The following is a 22717-nucleotide window of genomic DNA, read 5'->3' on the forward strand; positions in this document are numbered from 1 at the left end:
AGCACTGCAGCTAGGTATGCATCGGGATTTTGGCTGAAAATCTTACCGGATAGACAAACCTATGCATCGCGCGACCTAGCGTCTGCTGGCCTGTTGCTTTTAGGTTTCGCACCTCTTGAGATGACGCGCCCTTCATTTGTGTTTTTTTCAGCCACCAATAATGACCGTTTACTGGGGGCAATGGCCGTCATAAGCCCCATTCGCAGGCCAAACTTGCGCAGTATCGAATCGACAGTGCTCAAAGTCGGGTTGCCCTTGTCCGTTTCCAACTGATACAACGCTCGGGTGGACATGTCACACATGCTGGCAAAAGTTTCCTGATCGAAACCTGTGACCTCCAGACGAAGCCTACGGATAGCCATGCCCAGGCTCAGTTCTCCCTCTGCGTGCAGTTGAATGATCTCCTCGATCAGCTTCTTACGCTGTTCTCCACTCACGGCTTTCATCGCAGCTCCCAATATCCAAGATGCCTATCCAAATCGTTTACTGGAAGCGCATTTGATTGACGAATATCCAGCGGCATTTCTACCAATAAATCAGGCAGTGCTCTGAATTGATTAGCTGCATCACGGATACGCTCGTACAGGTCATCAGGCGAATACCACTGCGGAAAACAGGCACAGATTTCACGCCACTTTGGGCTGCCTTTTATCTCGGACTGCCATTTCGTCACTCTAGTGACCGCCTCTGCATCCAAAATCATCGGGGCTAAATCATAGATCGGTGCCAGATCAAATCTTTCCCGGTACCGAAAAATGGATGTGTTGCGGCCATGATTGTCACTGTTTCCAAGGATTCGGTTGAGCAAGTCTCGACGAATGTACTCAAAGATCAGCTCCGGAACCTCGGCGGCTTGCCCGCTTATGCACCACAACTCAATCAGCTTCGACAACACGATTTCATGTTTGAGCCTCGATCCTGGCTCTGTGTTACCCAGTAAGGAATAAACTGACTCAACAGAGATACGCTCGACGCTCTCACCATCCACGATGCGATCAAAACGGGGCATCCATAGACTGGGTTTATCGGCTTCTTCCAAGCTCAATCCATTTGTGGAAATGGTATTCAAACCTAGGCTGGCCACTGCTTTGTAGTACTGGTATTCGGTGCGGAGAATATTCTTGTCGTTCTCAGTTACCTGGTTCCGAGCAAACTTGACCAACCAATGCGATTGCACCAGCGAATCATCGAGCATTGCATCCGCATAAAACTTGTTGTTCTTGCCTTTAGCCAGTAAAAGCTTTGGGGCCTCACCTTGAGCCCCCGTCGCGCCGCCTAATGCCGCCCCACACTCGTAGGCGTACTCAAGAAAATCATTGGTATGCTCAATAACTTCTTGGCGAGCAAAGGCTTCAGCCCCTGAGTCTTCAAGAGCTTCAACTGACTCTTTTACACGCAGGTTCCCAATAGACGATGGCGTGCACCTGCCCAGCAAGAACAGATCAATGTCCATATCCTCAGGCTTTTCATCATTGAAACGCTTTAGCAGCGACTTCCTCGCATGCCCAGCGGGAATGATGTCGTAAACAAAGGCTGGGAAACCTTTGATATCGTCAGAACCCCAGTTAACTGGCAAGTTAACGCTGACGGCGTATTCGAAGATGTTTTCTGTCATGTCATAGAAGGCATGCAGGTATTCCATCTTGTACGAAGTCGTAATGCGCGTAGCTGCAATCTGCTGCGTATTTGAAAAACTCAAATCCAGAGCGTCGTGCCATTGTCCGTTTACGTAAGTTTGTATGGTTAGCGCGTCATACATTACGGCACCACAAATCGGCATTAAGATGCTGATTATTCTGGTTCACAACGGCTTAATCAGCAATATAAATCTTAATAAATGCGTTGAACGGCTCACATTCAGCATTTTAATACTGATTACACAAATGTCTGACTTGTTTTCGTTGTGCATTAGATGCCCGTTCCAGCCTCTAGCATAAAGCCACGATCACTCAGCTTGGAGGGTAACGGGGCAATCAAAGAGCATTGCACTCTGTGCCGTACACCCGGAAAACAAAAAGCCCCGCAGATCATTGATCTGCAGGGCTTTTTTGAAAGTGGCGGTGAAGATGAGATTCGAACTCATGATACGATTTCTCGTATACACACTTTCCAGGCGTGCTCCTTCAACCGCTCGGACACTTCACCGGATCTCGTCAGGCATTGCTGTCTGTCGAGGCGCGCTAATGTATCCGAACAATGCCTTAAAAGCAAAAGTTTTTTCAGAATTTTCATGCGCTTACCCCTCCTTCCCTGCTCCCTTCTGTCAAATCTAGACAGCCCCCTGTTCGCGGGTCTATCAGAGCGGTATATAGATATGCAGACGTAGAGGTATTGCCCGACCAACAGAGGAAGCGACACCATGTTCTCGCACATAATGCTTGGCATTACTGACTTCAAGCGCGCCATGAACTTTTACCGACCGGTGATGGATGCACTGGGTCTGGAGTTTCGTTTTGTTGATGAAAATCACCCTTGGGCCGCGTGGCAACCCGCTGGAAGCGATAGGCCCCTGTTTCTAATTGGCCAGCCCTACAACAAACAAGTGCATGCGCCGGGTAACGGGCAAATGGTTGCGTTTCTGGCTGACTCTCGCCAGCGTGTGAAGCAGGTCTATGCAGCGGCTATGACCGTTGGTGGAGAATGTGAAGGGCCGCCAAACCTGAGACCTGAATACCACCCGCATTATTACGCTGCCTATTTCAGGGATCCTGACGGGAACAAGCTATGCGTGGTCTGCCACGCAGCGGAGTGACACCCGCGTCAGCGATTTTGCAATTACTCACCTCAAACCTAACGCCGTACAAGGAATGTTATGCGCTCGCTAAACCTCTTCTTGCTCCTAATTATCTGTGCCTGCGCACTATTACTCACATTGATAGCCCTGCCCACCTTTGACCATAGACCGCTTGCGCACTGGGCTCTGAATGTAGGCATCTGCGTCAGCGCTTTAGTGATCTCCCTGCTTTACCTTGGTGCTTGGCTGATTGCGCCTGCCAAGCATCAAAAGTCGCAAGTCGTGATTATCTCAACTTATCTCCCAACACTGCTGACCGGTTTGCTCACCGGCGCGGTGTGGGGTGCTGTTGGCCATGTAATGCAGACGGAAGATTTAGATTTCAAAAGTGCAGTTGATCGCGCAGGTTCGTTGATTTACATCGGTTACCTGCTGGTGTTGATCATTACGGTCAGCACAGCGTTGTATTTAACTCGTGTGCGCAAGCGACATGCAGCGCAGCTATATTCAGCGGTGAATAGCACGGTCTAGGATCAAGCTAAAAATCCATTAGCAAACCGTTTACAGGGACGTCTGATGCAAGCTGAGAATCCATATGCAACGCCCAAGTCAGCAGTCATCGACCCTGATCTAGAGGCTATAAATCACAGGATTGACCACCTTGAGGTATCTGATACCTGGAAGGAGCGATTTCGGGCGATCACCGCTGCGGGCGGGCCAGCGCTAAAAAACATTAAAAGCCTGCCCAAAAGCCAACGTAAAAAAGCGTTTAACGTTAATTTTTTGGCGTTTTTATTCGGCCCTTTTTATTACCTCGTCAAACGCATGTGGAAAAAAGCGATCTTTTACACCATTACCATGATGGTGATCATTGTCATCCTCAGCATCATTCTGGATTATCTTGGCTACCCCAGAATCGCAGACAGCCTGCACTTCGGTGCAGCTGGCTTCTTCGCCGCCAAGGCTAATATTGATTTTTATAAGCACAGGGTTTTGCACGACCGTGGATGGTGGTAATCACTGCCGTGGCTTAGAAGGATACGCTCGGGGAAAACAGCGCATTTCCTGACTCATCAGTCGGTCTTAGTGCTTTACCGTCGAGCGCGGTATGGGTAACGTCAGCGCATCTTCAGCATAAGGATTCCGACCATGAGCGACTTGATCAGCTACCAATTAGAAGGTGGCATTGCCACTCTCACCCTGAGCAATGGCAAGGTCAACGCCATCTCCCCGGATGTAATTACAGCTTTTAATGCAGCGCTGGACCGAGCGGTAGAGGATAAAGCAGTCGTGATTATCACCGGCCAGCCTGGGATTCTTTCTGGTGGCTACGACCTGAAAGTCATGACCTCCAGCCCGCAAAACGCCATTGATCTGGTTGCAGCTGGCTCGACGCTGGCGCGACGCATGTTGTCGTTCCCATATCCGATTGTTGTCGCCTGCCCTGGTCATGCAGTTGCCAAAGGCGCATTTATCTTGCTGTCTGCTGACTACCGTATCGGCACTGAAGGCACCTTCAGCATTGGTCTCAATGAAGTCCAGATCGGTATGACCATGCACCATGTGGGCATCGAGCTGGCACGTGACCGTCTGCGTAAGTCGGCGTTCCATCGTTCAGTTATCTGTGGCGAGATGTTTGATCCACAAGGCGCTGTTGAAGCTGGCTTCCTTGATAAGGTCGTACCAGCAGAACAGCTTATGGCAACGGCGCAAGCCGCTGCCCAGCAGTTGAAAAAGATCAACATGACGGCGCACAAAAACACCAAACTGAAGGTTCGCAAAGCATTGCTTGAAACACTCGACCATGCGATTGAGCTGGATAAAACCATCAGCCTGTAAGCTTTACTGCATGACGCTAAAGCCCGGAATTTCCGGGCTTTTTTGTGCCTTTAATATTCACATACAGCTTACTGATCAGCTGTAATTGCTGAAAACAGTTTACAGCCGTACACTGCGCGCCTTTTTGGTTAAACGAGCGTATTAAATGCTTTTTATTCTGCGCATGGCGTTAATGGGCGTGCACTTTATTATCGCCGGTGTGCTGGGTTTGTTAGTGGGCATTTGTCGCCCTTTCAATCCAGATAACAGCCGTATTTGCGCACGTATCTACTCGCTGCCTGCATTGCGCATTTTAAACCTGAACATCAAAACTCAGACCGAAGGGCTGCGCGATCACGCCAAGTCATGTGTTGTGATCGCCAACCATCAATCCAATTACGACTTATATGTACTTGGCCGCGTGGTGCCGTATCGCACGGTTAGCCTCGGTAAGAAAAGCCTGAAGTGGGTACCTTTTTTCGGGCAACTGTATTGGTTGGCCGGCAATATCTTGCTCGATCGTGGCAACTCGCGCAGTGCTAAGCAAGCGATGCTGCAGACCACCGAAACGCTCAAACATAAAAACACCTCGATTTGGGTGTTCCCTGAAGGCACGCGCCATCCTGGCCCACAAATGCTGCCATTCAAGAAAGGGGCTTTTATGATGGCGATTGCTGCTGGAGTGCCAATTATCCCGGTGTGCACCAGCACTTACGCCAATAAGCTGCGCGTCAACCAGTGGAACAGCGGCACGATAATGATCCGCTCGCTGCCTGAGATTCCGACTGCAGGTTTGACTATCGCCGACGTGCCCACGCTGATGGAAACCTGCCAAACGCAGATGCAAGCCTGTATCGAAGCTATGAATAAAGAGCTATCTGAAGCCTAGACTTCTACGCTTTACCCAGCCCGCCTGAGCATGACTGAGGCGGGCTTTTTTATGCATCCATGACGTTTGAATGCAGCGTTTGATGCCTGACTCAAGCTAAGCTGAGCATCTTGTGCAACGAATTGGCCGAGTCAAAAATGGATAAGAGTGTTGTAGCCGCAGCAGTGTACAGCCACGGAAAAAAAGTTACGGACATCAACCTAGATGAGGCTGTGACTTGGCTGGGCAAACCTGGACACTTCGCTTGGATTGGTCTGAAAGACCCTGAGCCTGAGGTGTTGACCAAACTCCAAGCACAATACAACTTGCACGAACTGGCCATTGAGGACGCACTGATTCGTCACACCCGGCCGAAGCTTGAAACCTTTGGTGATGCGCTGTTTATGGTGCTTTATTCACCCACGCTTACCGACGGTGAACTTGAGTTTGTCGAAACTCAATTATTTGCTGGTAACGGCTACGTCATCAGCGCCCGTTATGGCCAGTCTGCGCCCTACTCAACCGTGCGCCAGCGATGTGAGGCGCGGCCACTATTGCTTGAGCACGGTGAAGACTTTGTACTCTATGCCCTACTCAGCTTCGTGACTGAAAACTACCGGCCGATATTAGACAGCTACAACAACACCTTGGAAGAAACTGAACAAACGGTGCTTAAAGACGCTGTAACCATGGCAGATGCGGTAAAAATTCAAAGCCTGCGCCGTGACCTGCTACGTTTGCGCCGTAATATCGGCCCGCTGGCAGAAATTTGCCAAGAGTTGCAGCGCTTGGACTTTCCATTTATCGATAAACAAATGCGTCCGTACTTCAGGGATGTTGCGATCCACGTCAATCGTCTGCTGGAAGACCTTACTGCGCTGCGGGAGATGGCTGACCATGCAATCGAAATTGGCTTGTTAATGGACTCTGCGCGACAAAGCATTACCCAGCGAAAATTTGCCGCTTGGGCAGCAATACTTGCGTTTCCCACAGCGATTGCCGGTATTTACGGCATGAACTTCCACAACATGCCCGAACTGAGCTGGCAATACGGCTACTTTGGTGTACTCGGTTTAATTGGAACAGGCTGCGTAGGTCTGTATGCCAGCTTCAAATACAACGGCTGGCTCTGAAACTAAAAAGCCCAGCACTGGGCTGGGCTTTAAAGGCTAACGCTAACGATCAGGCCTGAACTTCACGGCCGTTGGCTACAAAACGCATCATCCACTCAGCAACTGCAGCGCCTTGATGATCGTCCTTCAAGCTATCAACACCTTTGCGATAGTTGTGCTCACCAATGTGCTGCTGACGGATATCCAGCAAGGTCTTTGAGTAATCATGGATAAACTCAGGGTGCCCCTGGAAGCACAGCACTTGATCATCGATGCAATAGGCTGCAATCGGACAGAATTCGCTCGAGGCCAACAAGGTGGCGTTCTCTGGCAGCTTGGTCACTTGGTCTTGATGGCTGATCAACAGGGTCAGATCATCTAACGCGGGGGTCATCCACTGAGCCTTTTTGGCCAATGCATAGCGGTGAATACCGACGCCCCAACCTTGATCAGCACGCTTGGCCTCGCCGCCCAACAACAGTGCCAGCAATTGATGACCGAAGCACACACCGAGCAATTTATCGCCACGGGCGTAGCGCTCAAGCAAATATGTCTTGAGGGTTTGAATCCAGGCATCTTCGCCGAATGAATCAGCCTTGCTACCTGTTACCAAGTAGGCATCGTACTGCTCGTTGTCTGCCGGATACTCACCTTGCATGACGTTATATACGGTGAACTCAGCAGCAATCGGCTGGAGCGCAAAGAGGCGCTCAAACATCTTGCCATAGCCTTGATATTGATCGATCAGCTCGGGGCGAAGTACGTCTGTTTCAAGAATACAAATCTGCAACGGCATGGAAGTGTCCTGGGCCACGGGTGGTAGTCATTCATTTAGCTGCAAAAAGCTGTCCAAGGTCGATAAATGGCGCGATCAGAGCCGCCCCTCATATTGGTTTTTGCAAGCGTCAGTAGCCTGCCTTGTGGGGCCTTTTAAGGCAAGCACCTGATGTTAAGGATTAGACATATCAGACCGTTACCAAGACACAGCGTCGCTGATCTATCAGTGGTCTTGATAGTTACCATAACGACCATTCACTTCTGTTAATACCAGCCACGGCGGATTATCACTCCATCGGGCAGCTGCCCACATTGGATAAAAGGATACTCGCCATGAACAGTTTCGCCGCAATTGCCAGCTTGATCGCCGCCTCAGCCTTCACCAGTAATGTCAGTGCAGACAGTCAGCGTCACGTTGAGAAAGCGCAAAGCGCTCAGACTCAAACGCTGAAGCCCGCAGTTTCGTCCAGCAAATAAATCGGACAACGGCTCACTTACAGCGCGGGGAAACGAGTCATGACTGTCGAATTTATCACTCAGCAAAATGTTTACGCAGTGACTTACGCAACCTTTGATGAGCGCGGGATTCACTATGAATCTGAACTGGCAATCCAGTTGGCTGACGGCAAGTTAACCACGCTACGAATGCCGACTCAGCTCAGTGAGCGCAAGGCAATTGAACAGGTGGTTTGCCAGCAATACAGCTGTTAAAGAAAGAAGGTTTTCCCCAGCCCTGAGCATTTGCTACAGCGCTGGGGAAAGCCGGATAGTCCAGGCTTATACATCGCAAAAAATCACTGGGAACATCCAGCCCTGAGGAGTGCAGACGCTTTAGTACTGCTCAAAATCAGCGTTCACAAACTCAACGCTCATCAACCAAGGACCCATAAAACCTCATTGAAGGCCAGTGCATCATGAAACTGAAAAATCGAAATCTGCTTATCATCGCGGCACTGGCAATCATGACCAATGGCCTGTCTTTAATGGGATTCAACTACGGCTCAGCGGGCGCGTTGGCGCGCACTATTGAGTGCAATTCACAAATTGCGCGTAACCTACAGGTCGCCAAAGGCTTGAAACCCATTACTGGCAATCCGCCAACCAGGGCTGCGCTTGCGTTTGCCAATCGGTTCGAACTGGTAAATTTCGTCTAGGCAAAACTGCTGGGCACAGCATAAAAAAGCCGGCCCTGGCGGCCGGCATTTTTAGTGCAACCAAGGCGTCTTAAAACGTTTCGCCTTTGGCTGCCTTGTCCAGCAACAGCCCCGGCGGATTGAAACGTTCGCCATATTGCTGAGCCAGGTACTCGGCACGCGCGACAAAATCCTTCAAGCCATATTGGTTGATAAACTGCAGCGCACCGCCAGTCCAAGCCGCGAAACCAATGCCGAAGATTGAACCGATATTGGCATCTGCAACCGAGGTCAATACGCCCTCTTCCAGGCAACGCACAGTTTCAATTGCCTGAATAAACAGAATACGGTCGCGTACATCCTGTTGCGATATTTGCGCAGACGCTTGCTCAAAGCGAGTTTTCAGCTCGGGCCACAGGTACTTCTTGGCGCCCTCCGGGTATTCATAAAAACCACCGCCGGCAGCCTTACCCGGACGCTTGTACTCATTGAGCATCATATCGATAACCGCAAAGGCCTTGTGCTCCGGCAGTTGCTTACCTTCTGCGGCAAGGTCTTTGATGGTTTGTTGACGCACGTGATTCATCAGGCTCATCGAGACTTCATCACTAATCGCCAACGGCCCCACTGGCATCCCAGCTTTACGTGCTTCATTCTCTATCAACGCCGCACTAATTCCTTCGCCAAGCATGGCGATACCTTCATTGGTAAAGGTGCCAAACACCCGCGAGGTGAAAAAGCCACGGCTGTCATTCACCACTATCGGGGTCTTTTTAATCTGCATCACATAATCGAAGCCTCGCGCGAGGGTTTCATCGCTGGTGTGCTCACCGCGGATAATCTCAACCAACGGCATTTTGTCGACCGGGCTGAAAAAGTGCAGACCAATAAACTTATCTTGCTTCTCAATAGCCGTGGCTAAGCCAGTAATCGGCAAGGTTGAAGTGTTTGAAGCAATAACCGCATCACTCAACGCATTACGCTCGGCAGCGGCTGTAACCTTGGCCTTGAGATCGCGGTCTTCAAAAACAGCTTCAATGATCAAGTCGCAGCCAGCGAAATCCGCTTCGTTATCGCTTGGGTTGATCAAGGCTAAAAACGCTTCGCGTTTTTCAGCCGTCATATGACCGCGCGAAACTTTCTTATCGAGCAGCTTGGTGGAATAGGCTTTGCCCTTCTGCGCAGCCTCCAGCGACACATCCTTGAGCACCACTTCGATGCCTGCTGCGGCTGAGACATAAGCAATACCAGCGCCCATCATGCCAGCACCCAGCACACCAACTTTGCGTGTAACACTCGGCTCAAAGCCTTTGGGCCGCGAGCCGCCCGCGTTGATTTCATTGAGTTGGAACCAAAAGGTGCCAATCATGTTTTTCGCCACTTGGCCGGTCGTCAACTCGGTGAAGTAACGGGTTTCAATCAGTTGAGCGGTGTCGAAATCAACTTGCGCGCCCTCAACTGCTGCGCACATGATTTTCTCGGGCGCAGGGAAGCAACCCTTGGTTTTATCGCGCAAAACAGACGGCGCAATCGCCAGCATCTGCGCCACGCTTGGACTTGCCGGAGTACCGCCCGGAATCTTATAGCCTGGCGTATCCCAAGGCTGTTTGGCAGCTGGATTATCATTAATCCAGGCCCGCGCCTTGGCCATCATCTCGTCTTTATCAGTCGCCAATTGATGGACCAACCCCGCCTTCAGCGCTGCATCCGGGCGTACTTTCTTGCCTTCAGCCAGAAACGGCAAAGCCTTCTCAAGCCCAAGCAAACGCACCATACGCACCACTCCACCACCGCCTGGCAACAAACCAAGGGTGACTTCGGGCAAACCGATTTGCACACTGCTGTTATCCAGAGCAATACGCTGATGACACGCCAGGCAAATCTCCCAGCCGCCACCCAATGCGGCGCCATTAATGGCCGCCACTACCGGCTTTCCGAGTAGTTCTAGGCGGCGTAATTGCGCCTTGATACCGAGTACCATGTGATAAAAGTCACTGGCATCAGCCTTTGTGACTTTGACCAGTTCGTTCAAGTCGCCACCGGCGAAAAAGGTTTTCTTGGCGGAGGTAATGATCACGCCGGAAATGTTGTCTTTTTCGGCCTCAAGTCGGTCAACAGTTGCGGCCATCGCTTCGCGGTAAACCGCGTTCATGGTATTGGCGCTTTGCCCCGGCATATCGATGGTCAGGACGACGATATTGTCCTGGCCTTTTTGGTACTGGATAGCATCTGTCATGTCTTGATATCCCTGCAGTTGGGAGAGGTTTAGCGCAAGGTGGCAATCCGCCTATTGGGTTAGCCAGCAAGCATGCGCTGAACGCCGATTAAATTCGTTCAATGATGGTGGCGATACCCATGCCGCCGCCGACACACAAAGTGGCCAGGCCGTAGCGCAGTTCGCGCTTTTCCAGCTCGTCGAGCAAAGTGCCGAGGATTGCGCAGCCTGTTGCACCTAACGGGTGCCCCATTGCTATCGAGCCACCGTTGACATTGACCTTGTCCTCGCTGACGCCCATGTCTTTCATGAACTTCATCACCACCGAAGCGAAGGCTTCATTGACCTCGAACAGATCGATGTCATCAACATTCAAGCCCGCCTTTGCCAGAGCCTTGCGCGTTGCTGGCGCAGGTCCGGTAAGCATGATGGTTGGATCGGTGCCGGTAACTGCCGTGGCGACGATACGAGCACGTGGCTTTAGCCCCAACTCGCGCCCCTTGGCCTCGGAGCCGATTAGCATCAGCGCGGATCCATCGACGATGCCTGAGCTATTACCCGGCGTGTGTACATGGTTTATACGCTCAACATGGCTATAAACTCGAAGCGCCGTGCTATCAAAGCCCATCTGCCCCATCATTTCGAAGCTGGGCTTTAGCTTGGCCAGACCTTCGACAGTAGAATCACCGCGAATAAACTCATCGTGATCAAGCAGCACGATGCCGTTTTGATCGACAACCGGAATCAAGGACTTATTGAACGAACCGTCAGCGCTGGCCCGCGTCGCTTTTTGCTGCGAACGCAGTGCGTAGGCATCCACATCAGCACGACTGAACCCCTCAAGCGTGGCGATCAAGTCAGCACCAATGCCTTGCGGGGTGAAGTGAGTATGCATGTTGGTTTCGGGGTCCATTACCCATGCGCCACCATCCGAGCCCATGGGAATCCGCGACATCGACTCAACGCCGCCGACCACCACCAAGTCCTCAAAACCTGAACGGATTTTCATTGCACCAAGGTTGACGGCTTCAAGGCCTGAGGCGCAAAACCGATTAAGCTGCACACCCGAAACACTTACATCCCAGTCGGCAACCATCGCTGCGGTTTTAGCGATATCTGCGCCCTGATCACCGACCGGGGTCACGCAGCCCAGGACGATGTCATCCACATGGCTAGTATCGAGGTTGTTACGTATTTGCAGGGCGTGTAGCAAACCTGCAATCAGATTGACCGGTTTAACGCTGTAGAGCGCCCCGTCCTTCTTACCTTTACCGCGGGGCGTGCGCACCGCATCAAAAATATATGCTTCGGTCATAACGTCCTCAAACTCCCTCAGGAGGCTGGCGGCCAGCGCCAGGCGTCTTGTTGTAATTAGCTCGTCAGGTTGCTTTGTCGCGGCCAGCAACGCCAATACGTTCCTGATGATCACAATACGCCGCATGGCTCTGGCCTCAATGACCGATGTGCTCAGCACCATTGACCGCTTTGCTCAAACCCAGCAAAACCGCATCGAGAGCCATTATCAACTCTCAGACAAACGGTTCTGTAGTGGCACTTTGTTATAAAAAAGCAATGAATGCCTCTGGCTCAAGGGTTGCCCTTGGCTAACGGTGCGCTGACATAACAACAAGTTGTTAAAGCAACGCCAATTACAACCAAGTCATCTAGATTTTTTGTGACACAAGCCTAATATTAGTTTGCTACCGACTGTTGTTTAAGGTCGTGGCCTGCTGATCTTGATTGGGCATATCCGCCCTCCCGAAGTACCCGCAATGTCAGTCAAAACTTTGAACGCGAAGTTTCTTCAGTTGAAGAGTCAACGGCCGCGTTCATGTAACAGTTGTTGTTCCAACAATAAAAGGCAATTGCCATGCGTAATCAGCCAAAAATCCGCCAAGCCAGTTTGATTGTGTTCGTCATTGCAGTCGTACTGATCATCCCTAACCTGACGCATATCATCAGGTAACTCTCGCCCTCACCGGGCAACTTAACCGTTAATACGGACAGCTTCCGCAGTACAACACACCCACAACACAGGGAAGTTTGCTGGTATCTTGACGCTACCAGTAATGGTCAAAGGAGACGATCATGCGCGTTCTAATGGGTTTGTCCGCACTGTGCTTAAGCGCGACTATTTCCGCTGCCAATGTTGACCAGCTAGAAGCAATAGATGCGATTCAAACAAAGGATGCTCTGTTGATTGATGTGCGCAGCGACAAGGAAGAAGTCGCGCAAGACCAACTGATCAAGCTGAGTTACAGCCACATCACAAACACACACAACCATGACCGATTAAAGACTGTGCAGGAGGCTCGCGATTGAAACCGCACATTCCTCTTAGCGTTGCGCTGTTTTCAGTATTTTTCACCTGCGCAAGCAGTCATGCAGCGCAACTGAACGTCGAGCTAGACGAGCAAAGTAAAAGCTGGTCGACCGCTGAGCTGCTGGCTTTGCCGCAGATGCGAGAAATCAATATTCCTGCTGATGTAAGCTACAAACGCGCCATGAGTTACAAAGCAGTACCAGTTGCCGTTCTGCTCGAATCAGTTAAACCCGATGAGCATATTCAAGCCGTTGCCGCTGATGGATTTGCCGCAGAGCTACCCGCGGCCCGATTGCTGAAAACCCAAGGAGCAAAAGCTTGGCTGGCGATCGAGGAACCCTCAAAGCCATGGCCGGCGCTGGGTAATAAAGGCTACAGTGCTGGGCCTTTTTACGTGGTCTGGCAAAACCCTCAGGCGGGCAATATAGGCCCCGAACAATGGCCATATCAAGTTGCGACTTTGCGTCGCCTGCCTGCGGTTGAAGAACGTTTTCCGGCGCTTTTGCCGGCCACTGATGCGAGTGAAGAGGTGAAACTCGGCTTTGCTCAGTACCAAAAAAACTGCATGGCTTGTCACCGTTTAAACAAGGCTGGCGACTCGCAGTTTGGCCCTGACTTGAACCTGCCTCACAACCCAACTGAATACTTCAAATCTGAATTTCTCAGCCGCTACATTCGCGACCCGCAAAGTATGCGTCACTGGCCACAAGGCAAAATGCCAGCCTTTAGTGAGGCCAGCATCAGCAACGTGGAGCTGAAACAACTATTGGCATACTTGGGCCATATGGCAGGGCGCAAGCTCCAGTAAGTCCTTGCGCATGCAACAGCTGTTGCATGCGCCTTTTTACAGCAGGTATTGCTCAGGTGTTGACGGCAGCTCCAACAGCAACTGCTTCAATGTATCGCCCCACTGCTGGCGAATGCCTTGGTAATAAACATCATCTTCATTGACACGAAAACCGCTTGGTACATGCAAGCTGTTAGCGTTGTAAACCAGTACATCAAGAGGCATGCCGACAGAGAGATTACTGCGAATCGTTGAGTCGAATGAGATTAGTGCAGTCAATAGTGCATGCTGCAGGCTCGCACCATTATCCAGTGAGCGATCGAGGATAGGTTTGCCGTACTTACTTTCACCAATCTGAAAGTAAGGTGTGTCTTCAGTTGCGGCGATGAAGTTGCCCTGCGGATAAATATTATAAAGCCCCGGCGCCTCACCACTCACCTGCCCGCCGACGATAAAAGAACAACTCAGGTCAACGCCTTGCATCATCACCCCATTACTGTCGCGCGCCAAAACCTCGCGCATGGTTTCACTCACAAGTGAAGTCGCTTGGTAAAGATTAGCTACGCTGTTGAGGTTGAGACACTCGCCATTCAAGCGCTGTTGTAACAGGCTGATCACTGACTGAGACGTCGCTAAGTTACCCGCGGTTTGCAGAACGATAATCCGCTCACCCGGCACACCGAATACATGCAACTTACGGAATGTAGCGATGTGATCCACACCGGCATTTGTGCGTGAATCCGACACAAACACCAAGCCTTGCTCCAAGCTTATTCCAACGCAATAGGTCATAACCAATCCTTTACATGACAAGGCCCAGCAATACTGGGCCTTCTGTGTTTCAGTTCTTCGTGCTACTGCGCTTGCACCATGAGTAGTGGCGAGACATCAACGTGAGCGTGCATCTGCTCGCCTCCACCGCCACGTCGCATGCCACGGACCGGGCACGCATCCAAATAATCAAGACCCACCGCAAGCTTCAAATGGCGTTCAGGCAGGGTCAGGTTATTGGTGATATCAAAGCTGTACCAGGCCCCGTCGAGCCAGGCTTCCGCCCAAGCATGGCTGGCCAAGTGGTCACTATCATCGGTGTACAAATAGCCTGAAACGTAACGTGAAGGCACGCCCAAGCTGCGCGCGCAAGCCAAGAATGCATGGGCGTGATCCTGACAAACACCACACCCGGCAGCGAAAGCCTCACCAGCGCTGGTCTCGGTTGTGGTGACACCCTTCTCATAACGAATATGCGCGTTCAGGGCCTGCATCAAATCAATCATTGCAGTGCGATCACGCCGCGTTTTGCATTGAACATTGGCAAACTCACGCAATGCTTGATTAGGCTCGGTCAGCCGCGTTACACGCAAGAACGGCAGAGCCGATTGTTTCTCGTGTATTGACTCACACCTGTCATCAATATCAACCTGGCCGTGCGCACCAATGACGATACTGTCATGCGGTACATCCACGGTCAGCACATGCAAGATATTGCCGTAAGGGTCGCGCTGGGCACGGACTGGACGTGGCAGGTTGAGCTCCCAGCTGAGCACTTGTTGCTGTTCATTTTGCTGCGGCGTGATGCGTAAGTACTGGATGCTGGAGCGGACTTCCTCGTCGTATTTATAGGTAGTGTCGTGGCTAATGGACAGTCTCATGCGACCTCCAGATAAGAGCTATGAATGGCTTGGCCCAGCTCACGAATCAGCAGAATTAAATCATTCAGCCAAGTGTGCAGGCCTTCGTCCAACACTTCATCGATGGTTGTGTAGCGCAAACGCGCTTCAAGCTCTGCTGCCAGACGTTGCGCCGGACGACCGTTGTCACCGGGCAAACTACTTAGCATCAAATACAGCTCTTCTGTGCACGAACGCAGTGAGCGTGGAACTTCAGGGCGCAGCAGCAATAACTCAGATACTTTGCGCGCGCCTGGCGACCCACGATAAATCTCGGCAAAAGCCTCAAATGAAGACAGTGCACGCAACAAGGCAGTCCACTGGTAATAGCTACGTGCCGAACGCCCTTCGATTTCGTCGATGTCCTCACCCAGCAACTCATAGCGCGCATCTAGCAGGCGCAAAGTGTTATCAGCACGCTCGATAAATGTGCCCAAACGGATAAACCGGTAGGCTTCGCCGCGCATGATGGTGCCGAATGTGGCGCCGCGAAACAGATGCGAACGCTCCTTGACCCATTCGCAAAAGTGACTGATTCCGTATCGACCAATTCCCTGCTGGGCGATGTCACGAATCTCTAGCCAACTGGCGTTGATGTTTTCCCACATATCGGCGGTGATACGGCCGCGCACAGCGTGTGCGTTGACCCGGGCAGCTTGCAGGCAGCAATAGATACTGGCTGGATTATTAGCGTCGAGCCCGAAAAAGTTGAGCATACGCTCTGCGTGCATTTCTCCGTTCAGTTCCAAGTACTCATCCAGCGTACCGGTGATGATCAACGGCATGGCTAACTCATCGAGACCATTGCCGTGATCATCCTGCGGCATCAAAGAAAGCGAGTAACTGACCTCAAGCATACGCGCAAGATTCTCTGCACGTTCTAGGTATCGCGACATCCAGTACAGATTGGAGGCTGTAGTACTGAGCATAATTAGTCCCCCACTATCCATGTGTCTTTAGTTCCGCCACCTTGCGAGGAGTTGACGACCAGCGACCCCTCACGCAGCGCGACGCGGGTTAATCCTCCGGGTACAAGACGGGTTTCCCGTCCTGACAAAACAAAGGGACGCAAATCGATATGCCGTGGCGCAATACCGCTCTCAACAAAGGTTGGGCAGGTCGACAGCGACAAGGTTGGCTGGGCGATATACGCCTCTGGCCGAGCAATCAAGCGTGCGCGGAACTCCTCGATCTGAGCCTTGGTTGAAGCTGGCCCGACCAACATCCCATAGCCACCCGATCCTTGTGTCTCCTTGACCACCAGATCAGGCAGGTTGGCCAACACATGCGACAAGTCTTTAGGCTTGCGACACTGCCAAGTCGGTACGTTCTTCAGAATCGGCTCTTCTGACAGATAGAAGCGAATCATTTCATCGACGTATGGATAGATCGACTTATCATCTGCAACCCCTGTCCCCACCGCATTTGCCAGCACCACATTACCCGAACGATAGCTTGCCAGCAGTCCCGGCACGCCCAACATGGAGTCGGGGTTGAAGGCCAGCGGGTCAAGGAAAGCATCATCAAGACGGCGATAAATCACGTCAACGGGTTTTGCGCCAGCAGTGGTGCGCATGTAAACCTTGTCATCGCGCACGAACAAATCGGCGCCCTCGACCAGCTCGACCCCCATTTCACGGGCCAAGAACGCATGCTCGAAGTAGGCGCTGTTGAAGCGTCCCGGGGTTAGCACCACCACCGTTGGATTTTCCATCGGGCTGGATGACTTAAGTGTATCGAGCAACATATTCGGGTAGTGATTGATCGGAGCTACACGCTGAGCCGCGAACAATTCTGGGAACAGACGCATCATCATTTTGCGATCTTCGAGCATATAGCTCACGCCACTTGGCGTACGCAGGTTGTCTTCCAGCACGTAATAGCTGCCGTCACCGTCACGCACCAGATCAACGCCAGAGATATGCGAATAGATGTTGCGGTGCAGGTCGAGGCCCTGCATTGCTAACTGATAACCTTCGTTGGCCAGCACTTGTTCCGGCGGAATAATTCCAGCCTTAAGGATGCGCTGATCGTGATAAATATCGGCAAGAAACATGTTCAGCGCTTGCACCCGCTGAATACAACCACGCTCAACAATGCGCCATTCACTAGCCGGAATGCTACGAGGGATAATATCGAATGGAATTAATCGCTCAGTGCCTTGATCGTCACCGTAGAGCGTAAAGGTAATGCCAGCACGGTGAAACAGCAGGTCTGCTTCGCGCCGCCGCTGCGCCAACACATCGCTGGGCGTATCTGCCAGCCAACGGGTAAATTCCCGATAATGAGAACGGCACTCACCATTCGCAAAGTACATCTCATCATAAAAGGTGTGGGTCATACTTAACTCCTTGTCACCCGTATGTGCCATAACGCTGCAAAGCTCGAGCCACCTGATATTTTTATTAAAAATCAAACAGTTAGTTATTAATCAAAAATATCAAGCACCGAAACTGTGCAACGTATTAAGCGCCTCAGCTTGTCCTGCGCTAAGGCGAAGCATCCGTAATCTAATTCTTATCCCCCTGTACTTTCAGTTTTAATATAGACAATGCCGACGCATTTAATTCAAATCGCTCGAGTGAACATCCAGCCCTGTGGCCAGATTCAGCCAATGCCGGTAGAAACCCTCGGCCACCTGGTTTAACGCCTTGACCTTATCATCAAGCTTATCCAGCATGAACTCTTGCGACTGCTGGCTAGGCTGGCTGGCATCCAGTAAATGCGACCAGTCGTACAACCATTGACTGACTAATTCTCTGGTCATTTCGGGATGCCCCTGTAAAGCCAGAACTTTATCGCCCCAAGCAAATCCTTGGTTAGGGCACCAGCGGCTACTGAGCAGCGGCTGAGCGCCATCAGGCAAGGCAAATGTATCGCCGTGCCACTGGAAAATACTAAAACTGTCAGGAAGGTGTGCAAGCCAAGGGTTTTGCTCTGCGCCTGCGACAATCTGCAGTTGCTGCCAACCACTTTCGGTATAGGCCATTTTGCTGATTTGCGCACCTAATGCTTTAGCCAATAGCTGCCCGCCCAAGCAATGACCAAGTATAGGGATGTCCCGCTTAATAAAGTGTTGCAGCGCATTGATTTCAGTTTGTAGCCACGGCAGAGGATCATTAACGCTCATGGGCCCACCCATAATCGCAACGGCTTTTGGCCGATTCAGATCGTAGCCTTCAAGCTGGTTGAGATCTGCCCGTAACTCGGTAAACGATAGCTGCGCGTCATCAAGCACCTTGGCCAGATGACCCGGTGTGCAATAGTCAATATGGGTAATAATCAGAATGTCAGTCATGCACCCTCCTTTGCGCCAGTCTCGCGCATTAGTTTGTCGGAGGTCGATATGTTTCCTGTAAAAGATGATCAATCTACACGCCAGCCAACCGCAGTTGGCCAACGTGTATATAGCGTCTACCAGCCTCAATCGACCGGCAGCAAATCCTTACGTTCCTGCGTTACACCCCAGCCTTCAAGCTTGCCACCCAATGGGTGAACAACTGAGCCCAGGTCCTGCTCAAAATCACCGATGCCGTAATAGGTCGCGAACATTACTTTGCTGACCTGCAAATGCCAGACACCATCTTCACGCGGTGTGACTTGCGCATTAAGTGATTCACCACGAAAGTTTGTGGCCGCCATACGGGCCCGTTCCTCGTCGGGGAAAATGGCGTAGAACTCGATGGGATGAAAGCGCGCGAAATCAAAACCACCTTCTTTCATGCGCTTTAGGACGTTGCTGCTGACATCATCTTGCATGACTATGCTCATGATACGAACTCCTCAGGCGATGGTTGGATGCTGCTCTTCCATTGCAACCGCTTGAACCTCAGCGGTGTCGCGACACCATGAAGCGTGTCGCCCGAGTATCAACAAAGTGCAAACTAGGTCCTGACTGATGTGTCACGGCCTTGAAGTGGACCCAAGGCCTTAAGACGCTGCGTTATAGAGCGTGATCCCCCTCCGCTGTTACACGCCCTTTACAGATTTCACGCGACGCCTCTGATTGCAGAATAGCGCTGTTAAAAAGTTTATGCATGCTTTTGCTGGTGACCGGCACCCGACCTGCTCAGCATAGCGCTCGGTTTCCATGCCAAGCACCCACAAAGCCACAGCCACCCTACTTACGGCTTAACCAGCGCATACTCAGGCGTGACATCCATGCAGGTGAAATCTGCCCTGCCCAATACATCAGCTTAAATTGCAGGCTAATCGGTCGGTGTACAGCGTTGCTATCAATCTGCTGCCACACTGCGTTGGCTATTTCGCGAGCCTCAAGGTTCACCCCTAAGCGCGACAAGGTTGCTGGCGTGTGCTTCTGACTGCTAACCATGGGCGTATTTACAAACGGCGGCATCAAATCTGCAACCCGGATATCGTGACGTGCCCACTCAATATCCAGCGCCTCGGTAAACCCACGAATAGCAAATTTTGAAGCTGAATACGTGGCCATTTCGGGCACACCATAGAGGCCAGACGCCGAGCCCATATTAATAACCTGCGCATTAGGCGTGGCTTTCAGGTAGCTAAATGCAGCATGGGTCATGTTGAATACCCCTTCCACATTGATCTGCATGATGCGCATATGCTCTGCGTGTTCAATTTCTTCAAAATAGCCGAACCGTAAAATACCTGCGCAATTAAACAGCAGCCGCAACTGGCCATCATGCTTGGTACAGAACTCAGCGAGCGCCGCTTTAACCTGATCAATATCAGTCACATCAAGCTGGCGATACCAGCTACCTCCCAGCTCAGCAGATAAACTGGCTAACGCCTCGGCGTTGATATCCAGCAAACCCACTTGCCACCCGCGCGAATGAAACAAGCGAGCAGTAGCTTCACCGATACCCGAGGCCGCGCCGGTAATCAAAATATTATTCATACAAGCCCCTGCTCGCGGATGAAGCTGACAACCCGTGCCAGTGCATAGTCAGATACTTTGAGTAAGCCAGCATGCGCCTGAAATACATGCCAGACACCGGGGTAAAACTCTAGCCGTACATCAACACCCGCCTCTTTAGCACATTGCTCAAACCGCAAGCTGTCATTAAGTAGCAGCTCTTGCTCCGCAACCTGAATCAGTATCGGTGGCAACCCGCTTAGGTCTGCAAATACGGGAGATACAACTGGGTCCTGCGGGGCTATATGCGTAGAGAGAAAATCACGTCTGGATTGCTCCAACCAAGCTTGACTGAGCATCGGGTCACCCCCTTCAGGCTTATGCAACTGCGCAAGGCTGAAATCCGTAAGCGGCGACAAGCAGACCAATGCGCGAGGCAGCGCCAGTCCCAAGTGTCGAAGATGCAACACCGTGAGTAGCGCTAGATTTCCGCCAGCAGAGTCGCCCGCAATAATGATTTTACTCGGCGCATACCCCTGTTCCAGCAAGGCTTGGTAAGCTGCGACAGCATCATCACGGGCTGCCGGAAACGGATGTTCAGGTGCTAATCGGTAGTTCAGTGCGCAGAGCTGGACCTGAGCTTTGCTCATGAGTGTTTTACAGATAGCCCGGTGTGTATTGGCCCCGCCAATAACATAGGCGCCACCGTGAAAATAAAGAATGACGCAATCACTTTCCTGGCTCGGCTTGTACCACTCACATGAACGGCCAGCAATCTTGCCTTTAGTGCGGCTGCCATCGGTTTCGACCCAATGCACCGTGGTTAAGGCTGTCACCAGCCAGCGTTGCAGCGCAACCGGTACAGGCGGCCTGACTATTCCGCGAAACAGCACCTTCAGCCCACCGCGCAATACTGTGCGCAAAACTGGCTGGGCATCCACCGGAGGCGTGAAGCGTGCGGGTACGGTTTGATAATCCTGAAGTTCGGGTGCTCGGGTAATCCGCCGGTAATTGAATGTATAACCTGGCCAGTTATTTGTGTGCTTGCCCGACGCTGTTTGATACCAACTTGTGCACCCTTGGTCCCAGACAGTACGGTGGATTGCGCTTTGAATCTTGTCATTGAACTGGCGCTGCACATCTGGCTTAACATCAAGCGCCGTCAGGTTGTAGCGGTCTAAAGCATCTATACACCCAAGTACATAGCGAAACTGGCTCTCAAGCATGTAAATGATCGAGTTGTGCCCCAGGTTAGTATTGGGCCCGTACAACAGAAACAGGTTGGGGAAGCCACTGACACTAATGCCTTTATAGGCCTCCGCACCCTCGCGCCACACTTGGTTGAGATCGAGACCATCGAGGCCGGTGATAGTCATCGGCGACAAAAAGTCTGTAGCCGTAAAGCCCGTGCCGTAAATCAGCACATCACAAGGGTGCGCAACACCATCTTCAGTGATAACCGCATCGCTGCTGATCTGCTTGATACGCTGACTGACCACACTGACATTGGCTTGGCTCAGCGCCGGATAGTAATCATTGCTGATCAAAATACGCTTACAGCCGATTGGGTAATCGGGCTCTAATTGACTGCGTAACTGTTTATCGGCAACACCACGCGCCAGGGCACGCTTAAAGCTAAAACGCACGCTTTTGAGCAACAGTGGAAATGACACAAACGCCAGCGCACGCGACTCATGCTGAATGTACTTAAGCCCACGATCAATTTTCTGCAACCAGCCAAAGCGACGCATAACAGCCAATTCCCATGGCCGATAGGCACGATCAGGTTTGCTGATCACGTAAGCCGCCGAGCGCTGAAACAGCGTCAAATGAGCAGCATTTGGCTGAATTTGCGGCACAAATTGAATAGCGGATGCGCCCGTGCCAATGACCGCGATGCGCTTGTCTGTTAAATCGATATCGTGGGGCCAACGAGCCGAATGGAAAGCTTCCCCAGCAAAGCTGTCACGACCCGGTATCGAAGGGTATGCAGGTTGATTCAACTGGCCACAAGCACTCACCAGTATTGGCGCAACGAATTGCTCGCCGCTCACGAGCGTAACGCGCCATTGAGAGTGCGCAGCCTCGTAAGTGGCACTTGCCACTTCGCTGTTAAAGCGAATATGCCGGCGCAATTGATACTTGTCGGCGCAATGTTGCATGTAACTGTGGATTTCAGCCTGCGGAGCAAACTTACGTGTCCAGTCTAGCTTGGGTTCAAACGAGAAGGAGTACAGATGCGATGGCACGTCACAGGCGGCCCCTGGATAACTGTTGTCACGCCACGTCCCGCCAACATCTTCTGCCTTCTCCAGCAGCAGAAACCTATCGATACCTGCCTTTTGTAGTTGTATGGCAAGCCCCAAGCCCGCAAAGCCGGTACCAATAATTATTACGCGCACGTCCGCGGATGTTTCGGGTTTTTTATCCATTGTTATAG

Annotated in this window: 24 protein-coding genes and 1 tRNA gene; 11 read left to right on the plus strand and 14 right to left on the minus strand. The window is 51.6% G+C overall.

Annotation, left to right across the window (positions count from 1 at the left end; genetic code table 11):
* Positions 1-59: 59 nt before the first annotated feature.
* From ACN0UH_RS12565 to ACN0UH_RS12575, 3 genes are all read right to left on the minus strand, one after another.
* Positions 60-446: a helix-turn-helix domain-containing protein gene (locus ACN0UH_RS12565; protein ID WP_417662357.1), complete on the minus strand. Its 387-nt coding sequence runs from the start codon at positions 444-446 to the stop codon at positions 60-62.
* Positions 443-1759 (minus strand): HipA domain-containing protein, encoded by a 1317-nt coding sequence (locus ACN0UH_RS12570; RefSeq protein ID WP_417662358.1) that lies wholly within the window; start codon positions 1757-1759, stop codon positions 443-445. Before ACN0UH_RS12570 ends, ACN0UH_RS12565 begins: the two co-directional genes overlap by 4 nt.
* A gap of 296 nt (positions 1760-2055) precedes the next feature.
* Positions 2056-2145, minus strand: a tRNA-Ser gene (locus ACN0UH_RS12575).
* Positions 2146-2359: 214 nt separating this feature from the next.
* Here ACN0UH_RS12575 and ACN0UH_RS12580 point away from each other — a divergent pair.
* The 6 genes from ACN0UH_RS12580 (at position 2360) to ACN0UH_RS12605 (ending at position 6553) form a co-directional block, all read left to right on the plus strand.
* On the plus strand, positions 2360-2752 hold the full coding sequence (locus tag ACN0UH_RS12580) for a VOC family protein (RefSeq protein ID WP_417662359.1): 393 nt from the start codon (positions 2360-2362) through the stop codon (positions 2750-2752).
* A gap of 60 nt (positions 2753-2812) precedes the next feature.
* Positions 2813-3265, plus strand: a complete 453-nt coding sequence (locus tag ACN0UH_RS12585) for a hypothetical protein (RefSeq protein ID WP_417662360.1) — start codon at positions 2813-2815, stop codon at positions 3263-3265.
* Positions 3266-3310: 45 nt separating this feature from the next.
* Positions 3311-3751 (plus strand): DUF2628 domain-containing protein, encoded by a 441-nt coding sequence (locus ACN0UH_RS12590; RefSeq protein ID WP_417662361.1) that lies wholly within the window; start codon positions 3311-3313, stop codon positions 3749-3751.
* A 132-nt stretch (positions 3752-3883) separates the two neighbouring features.
* On the plus strand, positions 3884-4573 hold the full coding sequence (locus ACN0UH_RS12595; RefSeq protein WP_417662362.1) for a crotonase/enoyl-CoA hydratase family protein: 690 nt from the start codon (positions 3884-3886) through the stop codon (positions 4571-4573).
* A gap of 145 nt (positions 4574-4718) precedes the next feature.
* A complete protein-coding gene (locus tag ACN0UH_RS12600) occupies positions 4719-5441 on the plus strand; it encodes a lysophospholipid acyltransferase family protein (RefSeq protein ID WP_417662363.1) in 723 nt (240 codons plus the stop codon).
* Positions 5442-5578: 137 nt separating this feature from the next.
* Positions 5579-6553, plus strand: coding sequence for a magnesium and cobalt transport protein CorA (locus tag ACN0UH_RS12605; RefSeq protein WP_417662364.1), 975 nt, complete (start codon positions 5579-5581; stop codon positions 6551-6553).
* A 49-nt stretch (positions 6554-6602) separates the two neighbouring features.
* Here ACN0UH_RS12605 and ACN0UH_RS12610 read toward each other — a convergent pair whose 3' ends face one another.
* The gene (locus ACN0UH_RS12610) at positions 6603-7328 is read right to left on the minus strand and encodes an amidotransferase (RefSeq protein ID WP_417662365.1); all 726 of its coding nucleotides are present in this window, start codon (positions 7326-7328) and stop codon (positions 6603-6605) included.
* Between the two features lie 314 nt (positions 7329-7642).
* Between ACN0UH_RS12610 and ACN0UH_RS12615 the strand changes: the two genes are divergently transcribed.
* The 3 genes from ACN0UH_RS12615 to ACN0UH_RS12625 all read left to right on the plus strand — a co-directional run bounded on the left by ACN0UH_RS12615 (position 7643) and on the right by ACN0UH_RS12625 (position 8463).
* A complete protein-coding gene (locus tag ACN0UH_RS12615) occupies positions 7643-7786 on the plus strand; it encodes a hypothetical protein (protein WP_417662366.1) in 144 nt (47 codons plus the stop codon).
* 39 nt (positions 7787-7825) lie between these two features.
* Entirely contained in the window at positions 7826-8020 is a 195-nt protein-coding gene (ptrC, locus tag ACN0UH_RS12620) for a type III secretion system co-regulatory protein PtrC (RefSeq protein WP_417662367.1), read from the plus strand.
* Between the two features lie 203 nt (positions 8021-8223).
* A complete protein-coding gene (locus ACN0UH_RS12625) occupies positions 8224-8463 on the plus strand; it encodes a hypothetical protein (protein WP_417662368.1) in 240 nt (79 codons plus the stop codon).
* 70 nt (positions 8464-8533) lie between these two features.
* Here ACN0UH_RS12625 and ACN0UH_RS12630 read toward each other — a convergent pair whose 3' ends face one another.
* Complete coding sequence (locus ACN0UH_RS12630) at positions 8534-10678, minus strand: 3-hydroxyacyl-CoA dehydrogenase NAD-binding domain-containing protein (protein WP_417662369.1); 2145 nt, start codon at positions 10676-10678, stop codon at positions 8534-8536.
* A gap of 88 nt (positions 10679-10766) precedes the next feature.
* The gene (locus tag ACN0UH_RS12635) at positions 10767-11972 is read right to left on the minus strand and encodes an acetyl-CoA C-acetyltransferase (RefSeq protein WP_417662370.1); all 1206 of its coding nucleotides are present in this window, start codon (positions 11970-11972) and stop codon (positions 10767-10769) included.
* Positions 11973-12745: 773 nt separating this feature from the next.
* Here ACN0UH_RS12635 and ACN0UH_RS12640 point away from each other — a divergent pair.
* A complete protein-coding gene (locus ACN0UH_RS12640) occupies positions 12746-12979 on the plus strand; it encodes a hypothetical protein (RefSeq protein WP_417662371.1) in 234 nt (77 codons plus the stop codon).
* Positions 12976-13788: a c-type cytochrome gene (locus ACN0UH_RS12645; protein ID WP_417662372.1), complete on the plus strand. Its 813-nt coding sequence runs from the start codon at positions 12976-12978 to the stop codon at positions 13786-13788. The genes ACN0UH_RS12640 and ACN0UH_RS12645 overlap by 4 nt, the downstream gene beginning before the upstream one ends.
* Before the next feature lie 36 nt (positions 13789-13824).
* On the opposite strand, the gene ACN0UH_RS12650 is transcribed toward ACN0UH_RS12645, so the two are convergent.
* From ACN0UH_RS12650 to ACN0UH_RS12685, 8 genes are all read right to left on the minus strand, one after another.
* Entirely contained in the window at positions 13825-14559 is a 735-nt protein-coding gene (locus ACN0UH_RS12650) for a peptidase (RefSeq protein WP_417662373.1), read from the minus strand.
* Positions 14560-14621: 62 nt separating this feature from the next.
* Positions 14622-15419, minus strand: a complete 798-nt coding sequence (locus ACN0UH_RS12655; RefSeq protein ID WP_417662374.1) for a transglutaminase family protein — start codon at positions 15417-15419, stop codon at positions 14622-14624.
* Positions 15416-16366, minus strand: coding sequence for an alpha-E domain-containing protein (locus ACN0UH_RS12660; RefSeq protein ID WP_417662375.1), 951 nt, complete (start codon positions 16364-16366; stop codon positions 15416-15418). Before ACN0UH_RS12660 ends, ACN0UH_RS12655 begins: the two co-directional genes overlap by 4 nt.
* A gap of 2 nt (positions 16367-16368) precedes the next feature.
* Complete coding sequence (locus ACN0UH_RS12665) at positions 16369-17778, minus strand: circularly permuted type 2 ATP-grasp protein (RefSeq protein ID WP_417662376.1); 1410 nt, start codon at positions 17776-17778, stop codon at positions 16369-16371.
* Positions 17779-18000: 222 nt separating this feature from the next.
* Positions 18001-18735 carry a type 1 glutamine amidotransferase gene (locus ACN0UH_RS12670; protein ID WP_417662377.1) on the minus strand — a complete coding sequence of 245 codons (735 nt, stop codon included), beginning with the start codon at positions 18733-18735 and terminating at the stop codon, positions 18001-18003.
* A 125-nt stretch (positions 18736-18860) separates the two neighbouring features.
* A complete protein-coding gene (locus ACN0UH_RS12675) occupies positions 18861-19208 on the minus strand; it encodes a ribonuclease E inhibitor RraB (protein ID WP_087516541.1) in 348 nt (115 codons plus the stop codon).
* 349 nt (positions 19209-19557) lie between these two features.
* Positions 19558-20319, minus strand: a complete 762-nt coding sequence (locus ACN0UH_RS12680) for an SDR family oxidoreductase (protein ID WP_417662378.1) — start codon at positions 20317-20319, stop codon at positions 19558-19560.
* A complete protein-coding gene (locus tag ACN0UH_RS12685) occupies positions 20316-22709 on the minus strand; it encodes a flavin-containing monooxygenase (protein ID WP_417662379.1) in 2394 nt (797 codons plus the stop codon). The genes ACN0UH_RS12680 and ACN0UH_RS12685 overlap by 4 nt, the downstream gene beginning before the upstream one ends.
* Positions 22710-22717 lie beyond the last annotated feature (8 nt).

Origin of the sequence: Pseudomonas sp., assembly GCF_048265905.1 — a bacterium.
Taxonomy (GTDB): Bacteria; Pseudomonadota; Gammaproteobacteria; order Pseudomonadales; family Pseudomonadaceae; genus Aquipseudomonas.

Bases quoted from the DNA above. Each gene is read 5' to 3' on its own strand.
- ACN0UH_RS12565 (WP_417662357.1), bottom strand. From the start codon at position 446: ATGAAAGCCGTGAGTGGAGAACAGCGTAAGAAGCTGATCGAGGAGATC.
- ACN0UH_RS12570 (WP_417662358.1), bottom strand. From the start codon at position 1,759: ATGTATGACGCGCTAACCATACAAACTTACGTAAACGGACAATGGCAC.
- ACN0UH_RS12580 (WP_417662359.1), top strand. From the start codon at position 2,360: ATGTTCTCGCACATAATGCTTGGCATTACTGACTTCAAGCGCGCCATG.
- ACN0UH_RS12585 (WP_417662360.1), top strand. From the start codon at position 2,813: ATGCGCTCGCTAAACCTCTTCTTGCTCCTAATTATCTGTGCCTGCGCA.
- ACN0UH_RS12590 (WP_417662361.1), top strand. From the start codon at position 3,311: ATGCAAGCTGAGAATCCATATGCAACGCCCAAGTCAGCAGTCATCGAC.
- ACN0UH_RS12595 (WP_417662362.1), top strand. From the start codon at position 3,884: ATGAGCGACTTGATCAGCTACCAATTAGAAGGTGGCATTGCCACTCTC.
- ACN0UH_RS12600 (WP_417662363.1), top strand. From the start codon at position 4,719: ATGCTTTTTATTCTGCGCATGGCGTTAATGGGCGTGCACTTTATTATC.
- ACN0UH_RS12605 (WP_417662364.1), top strand. From the start codon at position 5,579: ATGGATAAGAGTGTTGTAGCCGCAGCAGTGTACAGCCACGGAAAAAAA.
- ACN0UH_RS12610 (WP_417662365.1), bottom strand. From the start codon at position 7,328: ATGCCGTTGCAGATTTGTATTCTTGAAACAGACGTACTTCGCCCCGAG.
- ACN0UH_RS12615 (WP_417662366.1), top strand. From the start codon at position 7,643: ATGAACAGTTTCGCCGCAATTGCCAGCTTGATCGCCGCCTCAGCCTTC.
- ptrC (WP_417662367.1), top strand. From the start codon at position 7,826: ATGACTGTCGAATTTATCACTCAGCAAAATGTTTACGCAGTGACTTAC.
- ACN0UH_RS12625 (WP_417662368.1), top strand. From the start codon at position 8,224: ATGAAACTGAAAAATCGAAATCTGCTTATCATCGCGGCACTGGCAATC.
- ACN0UH_RS12630 (WP_417662369.1), bottom strand. From the start codon at position 10,678: ATGACAGATGCTATCCAGTACCAAAAAGGCCAGGACAATATCGTCGTC.
- ACN0UH_RS12635 (WP_417662370.1), bottom strand. From the start codon at position 11,972: ATGACCGAAGCATATATTTTTGATGCGGTGCGCACGCCCCGCGGTAAA.
- ACN0UH_RS12640 (WP_417662371.1), top strand. From the start codon at position 12,746: ATGCGCGTTCTAATGGGTTTGTCCGCACTGTGCTTAAGCGCGACTATT.
- ACN0UH_RS12650 (WP_417662373.1), bottom strand. From the start codon at position 14,559: ATGACCTATTGCGTTGGAATAAGCTTGGAGCAAGGCTTGGTGTTTGTG.
- ACN0UH_RS12655 (WP_417662374.1), bottom strand. From the start codon at position 15,419: ATGAGACTGTCCATTAGCCACGACACTACCTATAAATACGACGAGGAA.
- ACN0UH_RS12660 (WP_417662375.1), bottom strand. From the start codon at position 16,366: ATGCTCAGTACTACAGCCTCCAATCTGTACTGGATGTCGCGATACCTA.
- ACN0UH_RS12665 (WP_417662376.1), bottom strand. From the start codon at position 17,778: ATGACCCACACCTTTTATGATGAGATGTACTTTGCGAATGGTGAGTGC.
- ACN0UH_RS12670 (WP_417662377.1), bottom strand. From the start codon at position 18,735: ATGACTGACATTCTGATTATTACCCATATTGACTATTGCACACCGGGT.
- ACN0UH_RS12675 (WP_087516541.1), bottom strand. From the start codon at position 19,208: ATGAGCATAGTCATGCAAGATGATGTCAGCAGCAACGTCCTAAAGCGC.
- ACN0UH_RS12680 (WP_417662378.1), bottom strand. From the start codon at position 20,319: ATGAATAATATTTTGATTACCGGCGCGGCCTCGGGTATCGGTGAAGCT.
- ACN0UH_RS12685 (WP_417662379.1), bottom strand. From the start codon at position 22,709: ATGGATAAAAAACCCGAAACATCCGCGGACGTGCGCGTAATAATTATT.